We start from the raw sequence: 14485 nt of genomic DNA, 5'->3' as shown, positions 1-14485 counted from the left end.
CCGTCGGCGTGCCACCGGTACGGCGACGCGGGACGATCCGAGTGCCGCTAGTACGGCAGCGTCGCGAGGATCCGGAAGCCCGTGCCTGTGCCCGTGCCGGGGCCGGGGCCCGCGGTGAGGGTTCCGCCGTGCGCGACGGCCCGTTCCCTCATCCCGACGAGCCCCATGGCGCCGCCGGGCACGGTCGGCCTGTGCCCGGGCCCGGGGCCGTCGTCGTCGACGCCGATCGTCAGCACGCCGTCCCGCGCGGTGACGCTGACCAGGCAGCGGGTCGGGGCAGCGTGTTTGACGACGTTGGTCAGCGCCTCCTGGACGATCCGGAACGCGGTCAGCGCGACCCCGTCGGGCGGTTCCTCCGCACAGTCGGAGCGCAGGTCGACGCGGACGCCCGCCGCCTCGGCCGTACGGACCAGGGAGGGCAGGTCCGACAGTCCGTGGACCGGCTGGAGGTCCTGCGGCTGGTCGACGTGTTCCCGGCGCAGCACCCTGAGGGTGGCCCGCATGTCGCGCAGCGCCCCGCGGCTGATGTCCTCGATGACGGTGAGGGCCTCCCTGGCCTCCTCGGGGCGGGTGGCGATGACGTGGTTGGCGACCCCGGCCTTGACGGCGATCAGGCCCACGCTGTGGGTCACGACGTCGTGGATGTCCCGGGCGATCCTCATGCGCTCTTCGACCTTGGCCTGCTCGGCCGCCTGCGCGATGGTCCGCCGCAGGCTCTCGCGCCGCTCCCGTACGGCCGTCCCCGCGGCCCACGTCGCCCCCAACATCAGCATCCCGAACAGCAGTTGCACCGCCAGGGTGCCGCCCGAGTAGTGCTGCCCGCCCGTGATCGTCAGCAGGGCCGCGCCCGCCGTGCTCGCCCCGCCGACGACCACGGCCGACCGCGCCGGCTGTCGTCGCCGTGTCGCCGCGACCAGGTACAGGGCGTAGGCGGCGGCGAGGAAGACGACAGGGCCGAGACCGGCGGCCAGCGCCACGCAGCACGCGACGAGGACGGTCGCGAACACCGGGACGGGCCACAGCCGCCGTACGGCGAGCGGCAGCGCGGTGGCGAGCGGGAGCAGCGACATGGTGAGCCCGGCGGGCCCGCCGCCGCTGTCGGGCCGTACCGGCGTCAGTTGCGGAAGCAGCGCGAACACGAGGGCCGCCGCCGCGTCGAGGAGGATCAGGCGTCGGCGCGAGACATCTCCCATGTCCCGAACCTATGGGTGTGATCAGCCGTACGTCCAACACGGCCGGAGCCGGACCCTGACCGCCTCAAGTCGGTGCAGGCGTCCGTTTCGTCTGCCTGGGATGGAACCGTCTTCGCAGGCGTAGAAACGAAGGAGTAAGGCCCAGGTCCGGAGACGTGCTCCGGGACCTGGGCCTTGGCTCGATCTACGCTGTGCCCTCGGCAGGATTCGAACCTGCGACACCGGCTTTAGGAGAGCCGTGCTCTATCCCCTGAGCTACGAAGGCGGGACCGATCGCCCCGGAAGGCGGTCCAGGACAGGGTAGCGGATTTGGGCGGGGTGGTTCGGGGTGGGAGGGCAGGGCACGGGCGGGCTCCCGGCTCAGGACGCCGACAGCCCTGTGAAGCGCCCCGCCACCCGCACATCCGCCTCGATGGCGGTCGCCGTCTCGGTCAGCGCCGGGAGGATGTCCCGGACGTACTCCTCGACCGTCCGGCCGGTCACATGGGTCGCCGTGTTCAGGGCGGCCACCACCCGGCCCGTGCGGTCGCGGACCGGTACCGCGATCGAGCGCAGGCCCGCCTCCAGCTCCTCGTCGACCAGGGCGTAGCCCTGGGAACGGACCGTCTCCAGGGCCGTTGCCAGGGCCGCGGGGTCCGTCAGCGTGCGCGGGGTCAGGGGGCGCAGCTCACCCGGGTCCGGGCGTTCCGCGTCGGCCAGCAGCACGCGGCCCAGTGCCGTCGCGTACGCCGGGAAACGCGTGCCGACCGCGATGTTCACGCTCATCACCCGGCTCGTGGCGACCCGGGCCGTGTACTGGATGTCGTGGCCCACGAGGATCGCCAGGGACGCCGACTCGTGGATGCGGGTCGCGAGGGCGGTGAGGTGGGGGAGCGCCAGGTCGGGGAGGGTCGTACGGGAGAGGGGCGGGAAGCCGAGGGACAGGACCCGGGGTGTGAGGGCGAAACGGCGGTCGCCGGACGGGGCGATCAGGCCCAGGTGCTCGTATGTGATCAGCGCCCTGCGGGCCGTCGCCCGCGCCAGGCCCGTCGCCTGGGCGACCTCCGTCAGGGTCAGTTCCGCGCGGCCCTCGCCGAACGCCGTCAGGACCGTCAGGCCGCGGGCCAGGGACTCGACGAACTCCCGGCCCAGTTCCTGCTTGGACGCCCCCGTCCAGGTCGCGAGTCCGGAGGGGGCGGCGACGGGCTCCCCCTGGGACGCCTCGCGCAGGTCCTCCTCCATCGCCCGTACCGCCGAACGCAGCCTCGGCAGAAGGGAGTTGCGCAGATCCTCCGCCGTGTGCCGGCTCGTGTGGCTCACGACGCTCGCCACGCACGCGATCGTGCCGGTACGCGGATCCCGTACGGGTACGGACACCGCCACCAGCCCCGGTTCGATCAACTGGTCGTCCAGTGCGTAGCCGTTCTGGCGTGCCTGTACGGCCGACCGCTCGAAGTCGGGCCCGGGCGACGACCGTACGGGAAGGGCCGGAAACCCCGTGTCCGTCGGATCAGCGGCCCGCCGCTCCCGCCAGCGCCGCCACTCCCGCTCCGTCCACTCCGTCGCGAACAGCGGTCCCGGCGCGGTGCGTTCGGCCGGCAGCAGGTCGCCGATGCGGAAGCTGAGGGACATCGCGCGGCGGCGGGTCGCCTGGTGGATGAACCGGATGCCGTCCCGGTCGGCGACCGCGAGCGACACCGACTCGTCCAACTCGTCGGCCAGGGCGTCCGCGCGGGCGTCGAGGAGCGAGGGCAGGCGCAGGGCGGCGAGATAGGCGTTGCCCAGCTCCATGACCCGAGGGGTGAGAACCGCGTCCCGGCCGTCGAGACGGACGTACCCCATGCGTGCGAGCGTCGCGGTGATCCGGTCGACCGTGGAACGGGCGAGCCCGGTGGCCCGTTCGAGCCCGCTGAGGCTCAACACGCCACCCGCATCGGTCAGTTGACGCACCACCGCGACCCCGCGGATCAGCGGCGCGACCGCCTCGGCGGGCATGGGTTCGGTGAGCGGACGGGCGTCGGCGGTGTCTGCGGGCATCGATTCTCCGGTGCGGCGGTCTCGGCAGCCCTACGGTAAGCCCGAGGCCGGCACTGCTACCGCGTCCGCGTCACCGTCACCCCATAGTCCCCGGCGGCATCCGCCCCCGTGACCGCGACCCGAACCCCCGTCCGTGGATCACTGAACGATTCCCCCGCCCCGAACGGCGCGTCCGACAACTCGGCGTGGACGTTGGGGCTTCGGGTGCAGCCTCCGCTGTCCCTGTGCGCGTCGTACACCTTCACCGGACCCATGCCCGTGTCGACGTCCGCCTCCACCTTGTAGATGAGGACGCCCGGGCGGCACACCGCCTCGTCGTTGCCCTCGCGGGTGCGCAGCTCCAGGGCGTAGCCCGTCCGTCGGGTGAGGGGGACGAAGATCAGGCGGGTGCCATCGGTGCCGGGGTGTTCCAGCGGAGTCAGGGTGTACTCCGAAGTGCCCCTGGTCATCGCGCAGTTGACCTGGGACGGGTCCAGCCAGCCGAGTTTCCACTTGTGCCAGCCGAGGAAGTCGTTGTTGGCGCCCCAGTCCTCGCTCATGATGTCCCAGTGGCCGACCGCGCCCCCGCCCTCCTGGGTGTAGAGGTCGGGCAGGCCGAAGACGTGGCCGTTCTCGTGGGGGAGGACGCGGTAGCCGGTCTGGGCGTAGGAGCCGGAGCCGTCGTCCTGGCGGGAGTAGACGAAGGAGGCGTTCGAGACCGGGACGCCGTCGGCGACCGGGGCTTCCGTGTTTCCCGCGAACGTCACCGACAGGACTGTGTCCAGGGCGGAGGGGCCCGCGTTCGGGGTGACCAGGACGTTCAGGAGGTCGTACTGGCGGAAGTCCACCGTCGGGTCCGCCGCGGCCACGATGTCCTGGACGAGCTGCCGGTACCCGGGGTCGAAGGGCGCGCCGCGCTCTATGCCGTAGGACCTGAAGGGCTTGGGCATGCGGAGCCAGTGGGTGACCGGGGTCTCGGGGCGGTAGTCGAGGCGGCCGTAGGAGCTGGTGGCGAACCACTCCTGGGTCTTGGGGAAGAACTCGCGGTACCGGTCCATGGCGGTGCCCTCGCCGGGGGCGTCGGAGAAGTCGACCATCAGGGTCAGGGCGTGGACCGTGCCGGTGGAGCGGGAGTAGCCGCCGGGGGTGGGGATGCCCTCGGACATCTGGACGTCCAGGGGGCCGTTGATCATGCAGGAGCCGAGTGCGGAGGTGCGGGCGAGCGCGACCGGGCCCGCCGCCGTCATGGTGCCCGGGGTGAGGTGTCCGGTACCGGCCGAGGTGCTGACCGCGAGGGTCAGGACGGTCACGGACGCGAGGGCGGCCACGCGGCGCGGGCGTATCCGACGGCTGGGCTGCATGCAGGGACCCTTCGCGCCAACGGCAGCCGCCGGTCTCCGGCTGCACCCTTTCGATCACCCTGTGTCGTGTGCTGCGAGGGCGCGCGCTGGAGGAGACCGACCGTGTGGTTCTCGCTGGTAGGGGGCCGAACGGGGAGCCCCCGCGGGAGCGCCGGGCGAAGATCCGAACTGGGATCCCGGCGAATGTGAGTCAGGTCACATCAGAACAATCGCGGAGGTGGAAATAACCGGGGAGCGTCTCCCCGTTTAGCCATGTGTCCGAGCGAAACGGGGATTCCGTCCCCGGATCGCCTCAGCAGTCCAAGACCTTCAGGAGTTCGCCGTGACGACCGCGATGACCCCCGTACAGCGAAAGGTGACCCGGCCGCGCGCCGACGCTTTGCGCAACCGGGAGCGGATCGTCACCGCCGCCCGCGAGATGTTCGTCGAGTTCGGCCCCGATGTGCCGCTCGACGAGATCGCCCGCCGGGCCGGCGTCGGCAACGCCACGCTCTACCGCAACTTCCCGGACCGTGACGCCCTCGTCCGCGAGGTCGTCGTCTCGGTCATGGACCGTACGGCGGAGGCCGCCGAACAGGCGCTCAACGAGACCGGCGACGCCTTCGCCGCTCTGGAGCGCTTCGTGCACGTCTCCGCGGACGAGCGGATCAGCGCGCTGTGCCCGATGATCTCCAGCACCTTCGACCAGTTCCACCCGGATCTGGAAGCCGCCCGCGAGCGGGTCGAGGAGCTCATCGACGAGGTCATGGAACGGGCCAGGAGGGCCGGGCAGCTCCGGTCCGACGTGGGTGTCGGCGATCTGATGGTCGCCGTGGCCCAGCTCAGCCGGCCCCCGGCCGGCACCGGCTGCCTCAGCGCCGACCGCTTCGTACACCGACACCTGCAGCTGTTCCTGGACGGACTGCGGGCCCCGGCCCGCTCGGTCCTGCCCGGCACCGCCGCGACCATGGAGGATCTCCGGCAGCCCTGACCGATTAGTTCAGAGCATCACGCCTGTCTCAACAACAGACTTCCGGCTCTCGTCGACGTAGACGAGCCGTCCCCGATCACGTTCTCCGCGTTCTTCGACGTTCTTCTTCCGTATTTTTCCGTCACGAAGTCCCGAAGTGGGTACCACCATGTCTGAATCAGCTCGAAGCGCCCCAGGCGCTCTCGACAAGGGCGACAAGGCCTCCGAGGCCGAGCACGAAGCCCATTCCAACCGCTGGAAGGCGCTCGCGTTCATCGCGCTCGCCCAGCTGATGGTCGTGCTGGACGCGACCATCGTGAACATCGCCCTCCCGTCCGCCCAGACCGACCTGGGCATCTCCGACGGCAACCGGCAGTGGGTCGTCACGGCCTACGCCCTCGCCTTCGGTGGTCTGCTGCTCTTCGGCGGTCGTATAGCCGACCTGTGGGGCCGCAAGCGCGCCTTCGTCGTCGGTCTGACCGGCTTCGCCGCCGCGTCCGCGCTCGGCGGTGTCGCCACCACCGGCGCCATGATGTTCGGCGCCCGTGCCCTCCAGGGCGCGTTCGGCGCCCTGCTCGCGCCCGCCGCGCTCTCCCTGCTCGCCGTGATGTTCACGGACGCCAAGGAGCGTGCCAAGGCGTTCGGCATCTACGGCGCGATCGCCGGTGGCGGCGGCGCCGTCGGCTTCATCCTCGGCGGTGTGCTGACCGAGTACCTGGACTGGCGCTGGACGTTCTTCGTGAACATCCCGTTCGCGATCGTCGCCGCGCTCGGCGCGTACTTCGTCATCCGAGAGCCGGCGGGCGGCCGCAACCGCAACCCGCTCGACATCCCCGGCGTGCTCCTGTCGACCCTCGGCCTGGTCTCGCTCGTCTACGGCTTCACCCGCGCCGAGTCCAACGGCTGGGGCGACTCCTCCACCATCGCGCTCTTCATCGCGTCGGCCGTCCTGCTGGTCTCGTTCGTGATCGTCGAGTCCAGGGTCAAGGCCCCGCTGCTGCCGCTGCGCGTGATCACCGACCGCAACCGCGGCGGTATCTACCTGTCGCTCGGCATCGCCATCATCGCGATGTTCGGCACGTTCCTCTTCCTCACCTACTACCTGCAGGTCGTGAAGGGCTTCTCGCCGATCAAGACCGGCTTCGCCTTCATGCCGATGATCGTCGGCATGATGGTCGGCTCGACCCAGATCGGCACCCGCCTGATGACCCGCCTGCCGGCCCGCCTGCTCATGGGTCCCGGCTTCCTGGTCGCCGCGGTCGGCATGCTCCTGATGACCCAGCTGGAGATCGGCTCGTCGTACGCCTCGATCATCCTGCCCGCGATGCTGCTGCTCGGCCTCGGCATGGGTACGGCGTTCATGCCGGCCATGTCCCTGGCCACCCTGGGCGTCGAGCCCCGGGACGCGGGTGTCGCCTCCGCGATGGTCAACACCTCGCAGCAGGTGGGCGGCGCGATCGGTACGGCCCTGCTGAACACGATCGCCGCGTCCGCGACGACCGCGTACGTCAAGGACCACATCGCCGGTGCGGGCGCCTCCAAGACCCAGCAGCAGCTCGTCGCGCTGCAGGGCCAGGTGCACGGCTACACCAACGCCATCTGGTTCGCCGTCGGCATGTTGGTGACGGCCGCGGTCATCGTCTCGGTCCTCGTCAACGCCGGCAAGCAGGGTTCCGACCCGGTCGCCTCCGGTGACGGTGACGGTGTCGAGGACGAGTTCAAGATCCCGGTCGTCGCCCACTGACGACGCCCGACCCGGTCGTACCCCCTTCGCACCATCCGTACGTACGGGGAAGGGGACGCCCCGTACGTACGACTCCCAGGAACTGCCCTGGTTCTCGCCTGAGTTGAGCGGCTCAGCGGAGCCAGGGCAGGTCCGCACCCGCTTCGTTCGGCTGAAGTCCCTCGGTGACGATCTCCATGATCTCGCCGAGGGACTTCTGCTGTTCCGGGGTCAGCCGCTCGAACAACGCCTGCCGTACGGCGGCCACATGGCCCGGCGCGGTGCGCCGCAGCACGCCGTAGCCCTCGTCGGTCAGCACCGCGAACTGGCCGCGCTTGTCGGAGGGGCAGTCCTCGCGGCGCACCCACCCGTTCTTCTCCAGGCGCGCGATCGCGTGCGAGAGCCGGGAGCGGGTGATCTTCGCGTTCATGGCCAGCTCGGTCATCCGCAGCCGGCGGCGCGGCGCCTCGGCGAGCTGCACGAGCAGGCCGTAGTAGATGTGCGGCATGCCCGCGTCCCGCTGGAGCTGGCGGTCCAGATGGTCCTCCAGGAGGGTGCTGGCGTGCATGTAGAAACGCCAGACGCGCTGCTCCTCGGCGGTGAGCCAGCGGGGTTCGTCGGAGGGTGCCGCTGCGTCAGCGGGTGCGGGTGCCGTGTTCATGCACTCCACTGTACGAGAGCTCTCCTTGAAGGTTAAACAAATGGGGCGTAAGCTCTCGCTCGGGAAGTTTGAGAGTTCAAGCATCGAGTTCGGGTACCGAGTTCGACCAAGGTTCGACCCAGGGGAGTGACCGTCATGTCCACCGCCGCACCGGAGCGCATGCCCGCCCTCTATCTCAGCCACGGCGCCCCGCCCCTCGCGGACGACCCGATCTGGCCCGGCGAACTCGCCGCCTGGTCCGCCGACCTCCCCCGCCCCAAGGCGATCCTCATGGTCTCCGCCCACTGGGAGGAGGCCCCCCTCGCCCTCGGCGCGGTCGACCCCGTCCCCCTGGTCTACGACTTCTGGGGCTTCCCCGAGCACTACTACCAGGTCCGCTACGACGCCCCGGGCGCCCCCGAACTCGCCGAGTCCGTACGGAAGTTGCTGCGCGCCCCGGGTATCCCCGTGCAGGACGTCCCGGACCGCGGCCTCGACCACGGGGCGTACGTCCCGCTCGTCGAGATGTTCCCGGCCGCCGACATCCCGGTCCTCCAGGTGTCCATGCCGACCCTCGACCCGGCGAAGCTGATGGACATCGGCCGCAAGCTCGCCCCGCTGCGCGACGAGGGCGTCCTGATCGTCGGCTCCGGCTTCTTCACCCACAACCTGGCCGCACTGCGCCACACCGGCGGGGGCGTGCCGACCTGGTCCTCCGAGTTCGACGACTGGGGCCGGCGCGCGCTGGAGTCCCGGGACTGGGACGGCCTGCTGGACTTCCTCCACAAGGCACCGGCCGGGCGCTACGCCCATCCCCGCACCGAGCACTTCGCCCCGCTGTTCGTCACTCTGGGCGCGGCGGACGCGGGCGGTGAGCTGGATACGCCGGAGGCCCTGAACCCGTCCGTGATCGACGGGTTCTGGATGGGGATGGCGAAGCGGTCGGTGCAGTTCGGCTGAAGCTGAGGCCGAGCCCGGGTCGAAAGGCCCTTCCCTTCGGGAAGGGCTACAACTCCTTCTCGTGCCAGGCGACATCCCAGTAGCGGCCGAACTTGCGGCCCACCTCCCGGTGGACGCCGATGTACCGGAACCCGAAGCGTTCATGCAGCCGCGTGGACGCTTCGTTGGGCTGCGCGATGCCCGCGTACGCCCGGTGCACGTCCTCGGTCTCCAGGGCCTCGAACAGCGCCTTGTAGAGCAGGGTGCCGATACCCCGGCCGCCGAAGTCCGGGGCGAGGTAGACCGTGACCTCCACCGAGGTCGAGTAGGCGGGCTTCACCCGGTAAGGGCTGGATGTGGCATAGCCGAGGATTCGCTGTGAGTTCCCTTGGAAGGTCCCGTCCACGGCAACCTTCAGGCGGTATGGCCCGTCTTCAGGGTGGGAGAGCAGCCAAGGGCGACGCTCCTCCGGCGTGAAGGGGACGGTGTCGAAGGTGATCGGGGTCTCGCGTACGTAGTGGTTGTAGAGCTCGGTGAGGGCGTCGAGGTCACTCTCGACTCCTGGCCTGACCTGCACCTCTGTATGTTCCGACGGCATCGTTACCCCCTTGTGGCCGGACAGGGTACTGCAAGATCAGAAAAATAGGGGAGCGGGTTGGGAATTCTGTCCGGATTCCAGTCGTTGTTTCCATCAGATGCAGGGCACACGAGAAGAGTCACCGGACAAGTGCCACAGCATCGGACGAACACCTGCTGACCCTCCCCCAGTGCCAAAGGGCCTGGGGGGACCCCCATTCGCAAGGGAGCACGCATGGCAACCCGTGCCGTCGCCCGTCGTAAGTCCGCCTCCGGCGAGACCTCCGGCGTGGCGCGCAGTGTTCGCGCCCATGGCGGCGAGATCGCCGACCGCGACCTGGTCGGCATGTATCTCGACGAAATCGCGCGCACACCGCTGCTCGACGCCGCCAAGGAAGTCGAGCTTTCGCAGACCATCGAAGCGGGCGTGTTCGCGCGCCAGGTCCTTGAGGGCGAGGAGAAGTCCCAGGCGGACGCCACCCGCGCCGAGCTGGAGGCCCTGGTCGCCGAAGGGGAGCGTGCCAAGGACGTCTTCATCCGATCCAACCTCCGTCTGGTCGTGGCCGTGGCCCGCCGTTACCCCCGTAGCGGCCTGCCCCTCCTCGACCTGATCCAGGAGGGCAACGCGGGCCTGGTGCGCGCCGTCGAGAAGTTCGACTACCGCAAGGGCTTCAAGTTCTCGACGTACGCGACCTGGTGGATCCGCCAGGCCATCACCCGCTCGATCGCCGACCAGTCCCGGACCATCCGCCTGCCCGTCCACCTCGTGGAGGAGCTGGGCCGGATCCGCCGGGTGCAGCGCGAGTTCAACCGCAAGAACGGGCGGGAGCCCGAACACGCGGAGATCGCCGCCGAGTTGGACACCACCCCCGAGCGCGTGACGAACGTCCTGGACTGGGCGCGTGACCCGGTCTCGCTGAACATGTCGGTGGACGACGACGGCGACACGCAGTTCGGTGACCTCCTGGAGGACACCTCCGCGGTCTCGCCCGAGCAGTCCGTGATGACCCTCCTGCGCAGCGAGGAACTGGACGACCTGATCGGCCGCCTCGACCAGCGCACGGCCTCCATCATCAAGATGCGGTACGGCATGGAGGACGGCCGGGAGCGCACGCTCACCGAGGTCGGCAAGGAGCACGGCCTGACCCGCGAGCGGATCCGCCAGATCGAGAAGCACGCACTGCTGGAGTTGAAGAAGCTGGCCAGCCAGACCGGCTTCGACGCGGCGGCGTAAGCGGTCGTGAGCGTGGCCGGAGCGGCTGTGCGCACGGCGGAAGCGGCTGTGCGCACGGCGGGAGCTGTGCCGGGGGCGTGAGTCCCCGGCCTCCGGGCCCCGCCCGGTGGACGCGGGGGCGCGTACGAACGAGGTGCGCGCCGGACCGCGTACGCCCGGTGGCGGGAGGCCGCGCGAACATGGCTGTGTAACGCCGCTTCAAGCTGCTGAGCCCTGGGAACAAGACTTCAGGGCCCAGGAGTTCGGGTCCGGGGCCATGCCCCGAGACCCCCTGAGCCAAGTCCCGACGCACCACCCCCCCCCGGCGCCGGGACTCTCCCGAACCGGGCTTCGGCGCCTACCCCCCAGGCGTCGGGGCCCGGTTCTTTTCGCATGCGGGGTCGGTGCGGCGCGGGCACGCCGGGATGGCGGGGCACCCCGTACCTGAACCCCGGGGTGGCCCGCCGAATGGCAGATTGTGCCACAGAGGCATAGCCTGCCGGTGTGAGCAGCCCCACCCCAGCACCGGATTCCAGCCCGACTTCCCACTCCGGCCCCTCCGCCCCCTTCTCCGGCCCCTCCGCACCGCTCTCGCTGACCGAGCGGCGCAAGGCCGAGACCCGGATGGAGATCGCCCGGGCGGCGGCCGGACTCTTCGTGAGACACGGGCTGCGGGCCACCCGCGCCGAGGACATCGCCCAGTCCGCGGGCATCGCCCCCCGCACCTTCTACCGCTACTTCGCCACCAAGGAAGAGGCCGTCGCCCCGCTCTACGCGGCCGGCGCCGAGCGCTGGGCGGAGGCGGTCCGCGCGGCCCCGCCCGCACTGTCGGTGCCGGAGGCCCTGGAACACGGGGTACGCCACACGCTGACCCCCGGGGTGGGCGTCTCCGTCAACTCCTGGACCTGGGTCCGCCCGCTGATCCGCATGGCGGAGTCCAACTCCGGCCTGCGCAAGGTGTGGGCAGAGGTCTGCCAGGCGGGAGAACGCGCCCTGGGGGAGGTGCTGGCGGAACGCATGGCCAAGGGCAACGATGTCGCCGCCGCCCGGATCCCGTCCGTGACCTCCCCGGAACTGCGCTTCGCCGCCGCCGCGGCAAGTGTCGCCGTACGGACGGCCGTTGAGGGCTGGGCGTTCGGCGAGGAGTCGACCGGAGCGGGTGCGCAGGCGGGCCCCGCGGAACTGGCGCTGCGGAACCTGCGGGTGCTGCGGCACCTTCCGTGGGCGGAGATCGGACGAGCACCGGGCCCCGCCTGAGCCCGGCTCAGGCACCGCCGGCACGAGTCAGCCGTTCCCCCAACTCCCGTACGTACCGCACCAGTTCCTCCGGCTCCTGCACCGTGAACTCACACCCCAGCATGGCCAGCCGTACGGCGAGCCAGTGCACCGCGTCGCCGGTCGTGGCCCGCAGCCGGCAGCTGTGCTCGTCGAGTGGCTCCGGGGTGCCGAGCCAGGCCGGGATGCGCGCCGCGATGGCGTCGGCGGGGGCGGCGAAGGTCACGACGTACTCGTACGTCTCCTGGCGCCGGTACATCGACTGCCGCAGGTACTCCGCCGCGCTTCCGGTCGGCAGCTCGCGCGGGGTGAACCGCGAACCCGTGGCGAACGGCCGGCTCACCCGGTCGACCCGGAACGTCCGCCAGTCCTCGCGGTCGAGGTCGTAGGCGACGAGGTACCAGCGCCGACCGGTCGAGACGAGGCGGTACGGCTCCGTCAGGCGGCGGGACTCGGTGCCGTCCTTGGCGCGGTAGGCGAAGCGCAGCCGCTCCTGGCCGGCCACCGTCGAGGCCATCACGGTGAGTGTCTCGGGAGCGATGCTCGCGCCGTCGCCACTGGTCAGCGGGGTGGTCGCGGCCTGGAGGGTGGCGACCCGGTGCCGTAGCCGCGAGGGCAGCACCTGTTCCAGCTTCGCCAGTGCCCGTACGGATGCCTCGTCGACGCCCTCGACCGCGTGACCGGCGCCCGCGCGCAGGCCGACCGCGATCGCCACCGCCTCCTCGTCGTCCAGCACCAGCGGGGGCATCGCCTTGCCCGCGACGAGCCGGTAGCCGCCGTCGGAGCCGAGCGTTGCCTGCACGGGGTAGCCGAGTTCGCGGAGCCGGTCGATGTCCCGCCGGACCGTGCGCCGGGACACCCCGAGCCGGTCGGCCAGCTCGCCGCCGGGCCACTCGCGGGGCGTCTGGAGGAGGGAGAGGAGCTGGAGGAGCCGGGCCGGGGTGTCCGTCGTCATGAGCCCTCCGTCGTAGTCATGAGCTCTCCGTCGTCGTCATGGATTCGAGGATGCCGTAGAACTAGGACACGATCTGACCTAATGGGGCCATAGCTTCAAGCCATGACCTCCACCGAAACCCTTGTGGACAGCCCGGCCCCCGCAGTCCCCGTGACCGCCGCGGCCGACCGGCGGCGCTGGTTCGCCCTCGCGATCGTGATGACCGCGGCCTTCATGGACCTCGTCGACGTCACGATCGTCAATGTCGCGATCCCGTCGATCCAGCGGGACGCGGGCGCCTCCTTCGCCCAGATCCAGTGGATAACGGCCGGTTACGCGCTCGCCTTCGCCGCCGGGCTGATCACCGGCGGGCGGCTCGGTGACATCTACGGCCGCAAGCGGCTGTTCCTCCTCGGGATCGGCGGCTTCACGCTCGCCTCCGCGCTGTGCGGCCTCGCCGCGAACCCGGAGATGCTGGTCGCCTCGCGCATCCTCCAGGGCGGGATGGCGGCGATGATGGTGCCGCAGGTGCTGTCGATCGTGCACGCGACCTTCCCGGCGCACGAACGGGGCAAGGTGTTCGGGCTGTTCGGCGCGATCGTCGGCCTGGGCGCGGTCTCGGGCCCGCTGCTCGGCGCGCTGCTCACGGAGTGGAACCTCTTCGGTCTCGAATGGCGCCCGATCTTCCTGATCAACCTGCCGGTGGGGATCGCCGGCCTGATCCTCGGCAGCCGTTTCATCACCGAGTCGAAGGCGCCGCGCGCCCTGAAGCTGGACCTCGTCGGCGTCGCCCTGGTCACCCTCGGGCTGCTGATGCTGCTCTATCCGCTCACCCGGGGCGACGAACTGGGCTGGCCCGCCTGGGGGTTCGTGTCGATGTCCGGATCGATCGGGGTCTTCTCCGCGCTGGTGGCGTACGAGCGGCGGAAGGCCGCGCGGGACGGTTCGCCGCTCGTCGAGCTGTCGCTGTTCGAGGTGAAGAGCTTCGCGGCGGGTATCGCCGTGCAGACCGTCTTCGGGATCGGGCTCGGCATCTTCTTCCTGGTCTGGACGCTGTACATGCAGATCGGGCTGGGCTGGAGCCCGCTGCGGGCGGGTCTGACCGGCGTACCGTTCTCGATCGCCGTCTCGGTGGCGGCCGGGATGTCCGTGCAGAAGCTGGTGCCGCGGCTCGGCGGACGCAATGTGCTCCAGACCGGCGCGCTGGTGATGGTCGTGGGCGTGCTGCTCTACCTCTGGGAGGCCGACCGGTACCAACTGGCCATCGCCTCCTGGCAGATGGCGCTCCCGCTCGTCGTGATGGGCGCCGGCATGGGCCTGATCTTCGCCCCGCTCACCGACACGATCCTCTCCGAAGTGCCGCGTGAGCACGCGGGTTCGGCGTCCGGGCTCATCAACACCGTTCAGCAGATGGGCAATGCGCTGGGACTCGGGCTGGTGTCGGTGGTCTTCTTCGGCTCGATCGGCGACCGGCTGACCCCGGCGGAGGTGGGGCCCGCGTTCGTCAACGCCTTCCAGAACGCGCTGGGTTGGGTGGCCGGGGTGATGGGCGTGATCTTCCTGCTGATGTTCGCGCTGCCGGGGAGGGCGGCGGCGGGGCGTGCGGCGGCGGGACGGGCGGCTGTGGAGGCGGCCAAGGCGTCGGCTGTCGAGAAGTCGGCCGCGCCGAGCGGGAGTTGACGCCCTC

Annotated in this window: 12 protein-coding genes and 1 tRNA gene; 6 read left to right on the top strand and 7 right to left on the bottom strand. The window is 70.7% G+C overall.

What is annotated here, in order from left to right; genetic code table 11:
• Positions 1 to 47: 47 nt before the first annotated feature.
• The 4 genes from OG588_RS20700 to OG588_RS20685 form a co-directional block, all read right to left on the bottom strand.
• Positions 48 to 1193: a sensor histidine kinase gene (locus tag OG588_RS20700; protein WP_405948587.1), complete on the bottom strand. Its 1146-nt coding sequence runs from the start codon at positions 1191 to 1193 to the stop codon at positions 48 to 50.
• A 192-nt stretch (positions 1194 to 1385) separates the two neighbouring features.
• Positions 1386 to 1458, bottom strand: a tRNA-Arg gene (locus OG588_RS20695).
• A gap of 95 nt (positions 1459 to 1553) precedes the next feature.
• Positions 1554 to 3209 (bottom strand): IclR family transcriptional regulator C-terminal domain-containing protein, encoded by a 1656-nt coding sequence (locus tag OG588_RS20690; RefSeq protein WP_405948586.1) that lies wholly within the window; start codon positions 3207 to 3209, stop codon positions 1554 to 1556.
• A 56-nt stretch (positions 3210 to 3265) separates the two neighbouring features.
• Positions 3266 to 4549, bottom strand: coding sequence for a M6 family metalloprotease domain-containing protein (locus OG588_RS20685; protein WP_405948585.1), 1284 nt, complete (start codon positions 4547 to 4549; stop codon positions 3266 to 3268).
• Positions 4550 to 4883: 334 nt separating this feature from the next.
• Between OG588_RS20685 and OG588_RS20680 the strand changes: the two genes are divergently transcribed.
• Both OG588_RS20680 and OG588_RS20675 read left to right on the top strand, forming a co-directional pair.
• Complete coding sequence (locus tag OG588_RS20680; protein WP_052346976.1) at positions 4884 to 5519, top strand: TetR/AcrR family transcriptional regulator; 636 nt, start codon at positions 4884 to 4886, stop codon at positions 5517 to 5519.
• A gap of 148 nt (positions 5520 to 5667) precedes the next feature.
• On the top strand, positions 5668 to 7242 hold the full coding sequence (locus OG588_RS20675; protein ID WP_405948584.1) for an MFS transporter: 1575 nt from the start codon (positions 5668 to 5670) through the stop codon (positions 7240 to 7242).
• A gap of 112 nt (positions 7243 to 7354) precedes the next feature.
• On the opposite strand, the gene OG588_RS20670 is transcribed toward OG588_RS20675, so the two are convergent.
• Complete coding sequence (locus tag OG588_RS20670; RefSeq protein ID WP_405948583.1) at positions 7355 to 7882, bottom strand: MarR family winged helix-turn-helix transcriptional regulator; 528 nt, start codon at positions 7880 to 7882, stop codon at positions 7355 to 7357.
• Between the two features lie 135 nt (positions 7883 to 8017).
• Here OG588_RS20670 and OG588_RS20665 point away from each other — a divergent pair, with 135 nt between their 5' ends.
• Positions 8018 to 8821 (top strand): dioxygenase, encoded by an 804-nt coding sequence (locus OG588_RS20665; RefSeq protein WP_026150488.1) that lies wholly within the window; start codon positions 8018 to 8020, stop codon positions 8819 to 8821.
• Positions 8822 to 8867: 46 nt separating this feature from the next.
• Here OG588_RS20665 and OG588_RS20660 read toward each other — a convergent pair whose 3' ends face one another.
• On the bottom strand, positions 8868 to 9398 hold the full coding sequence (locus OG588_RS20660) for a GNAT family N-acetyltransferase (RefSeq protein WP_405948582.1): 531 nt from the start codon (positions 9396 to 9398) through the stop codon (positions 8868 to 8870).
• Positions 9399 to 9611: 213 nt separating this feature from the next.
• Here OG588_RS20660 and OG588_RS20655 point away from each other — a divergent pair, with 213 nt between their 5' ends.
• Complete coding sequence (locus OG588_RS20655; RefSeq protein ID WP_019057440.1) at positions 9612 to 10610, top strand: RNA polymerase sigma factor RpoD/SigA; 999 nt, start codon at positions 9612 to 9614, stop codon at positions 10608 to 10610.
• 603 nt (positions 10611 to 11213) lie between these two features.
• Entirely contained in the window at positions 11214 to 11846 is a 633-nt protein-coding gene (locus tag OG588_RS20650) for a TetR/AcrR family transcriptional regulator (protein ID WP_405953173.1), read from the top strand.
• 7 nt (positions 11847 to 11853) lie between these two features.
• On the opposite strand, the gene OG588_RS20645 is transcribed toward OG588_RS20650, so the two are convergent.
• Positions 11854 to 12819 carry a helix-turn-helix transcriptional regulator gene (locus OG588_RS20645; protein WP_405948581.1) on the bottom strand — a complete coding sequence of 322 codons (966 nt, stop codon included), beginning with the start codon at positions 12817 to 12819 and terminating at the stop codon, positions 11854 to 11856.
• 102 nt (positions 12820 to 12921) lie between these two features.
• On the opposite strand from OG588_RS20645, the gene OG588_RS20640 reads away from it, so the two are divergent.
• Positions 12922 to 14478, top strand: a complete 1557-nt coding sequence (locus OG588_RS20640) for an MFS transporter (RefSeq protein ID WP_405948580.1) — start codon at positions 12922 to 12924, stop codon at positions 14476 to 14478.
• Positions 14479 to 14485 lie beyond the last annotated feature (7 nt).

The sequence above is a fragment of the Streptomyces prunicolor genome (assembly GCF_045162825.1).
Lineage (GTDB): Bacteria > Actinomycetota > Actinomycetes > Streptomycetales > Streptomycetaceae > Streptomyces > Streptomyces prunicolor.
Note: the sequence above shows the minus strand (reverse complement) of the source record. Positions and strands in the feature narration are given on the sequence as shown.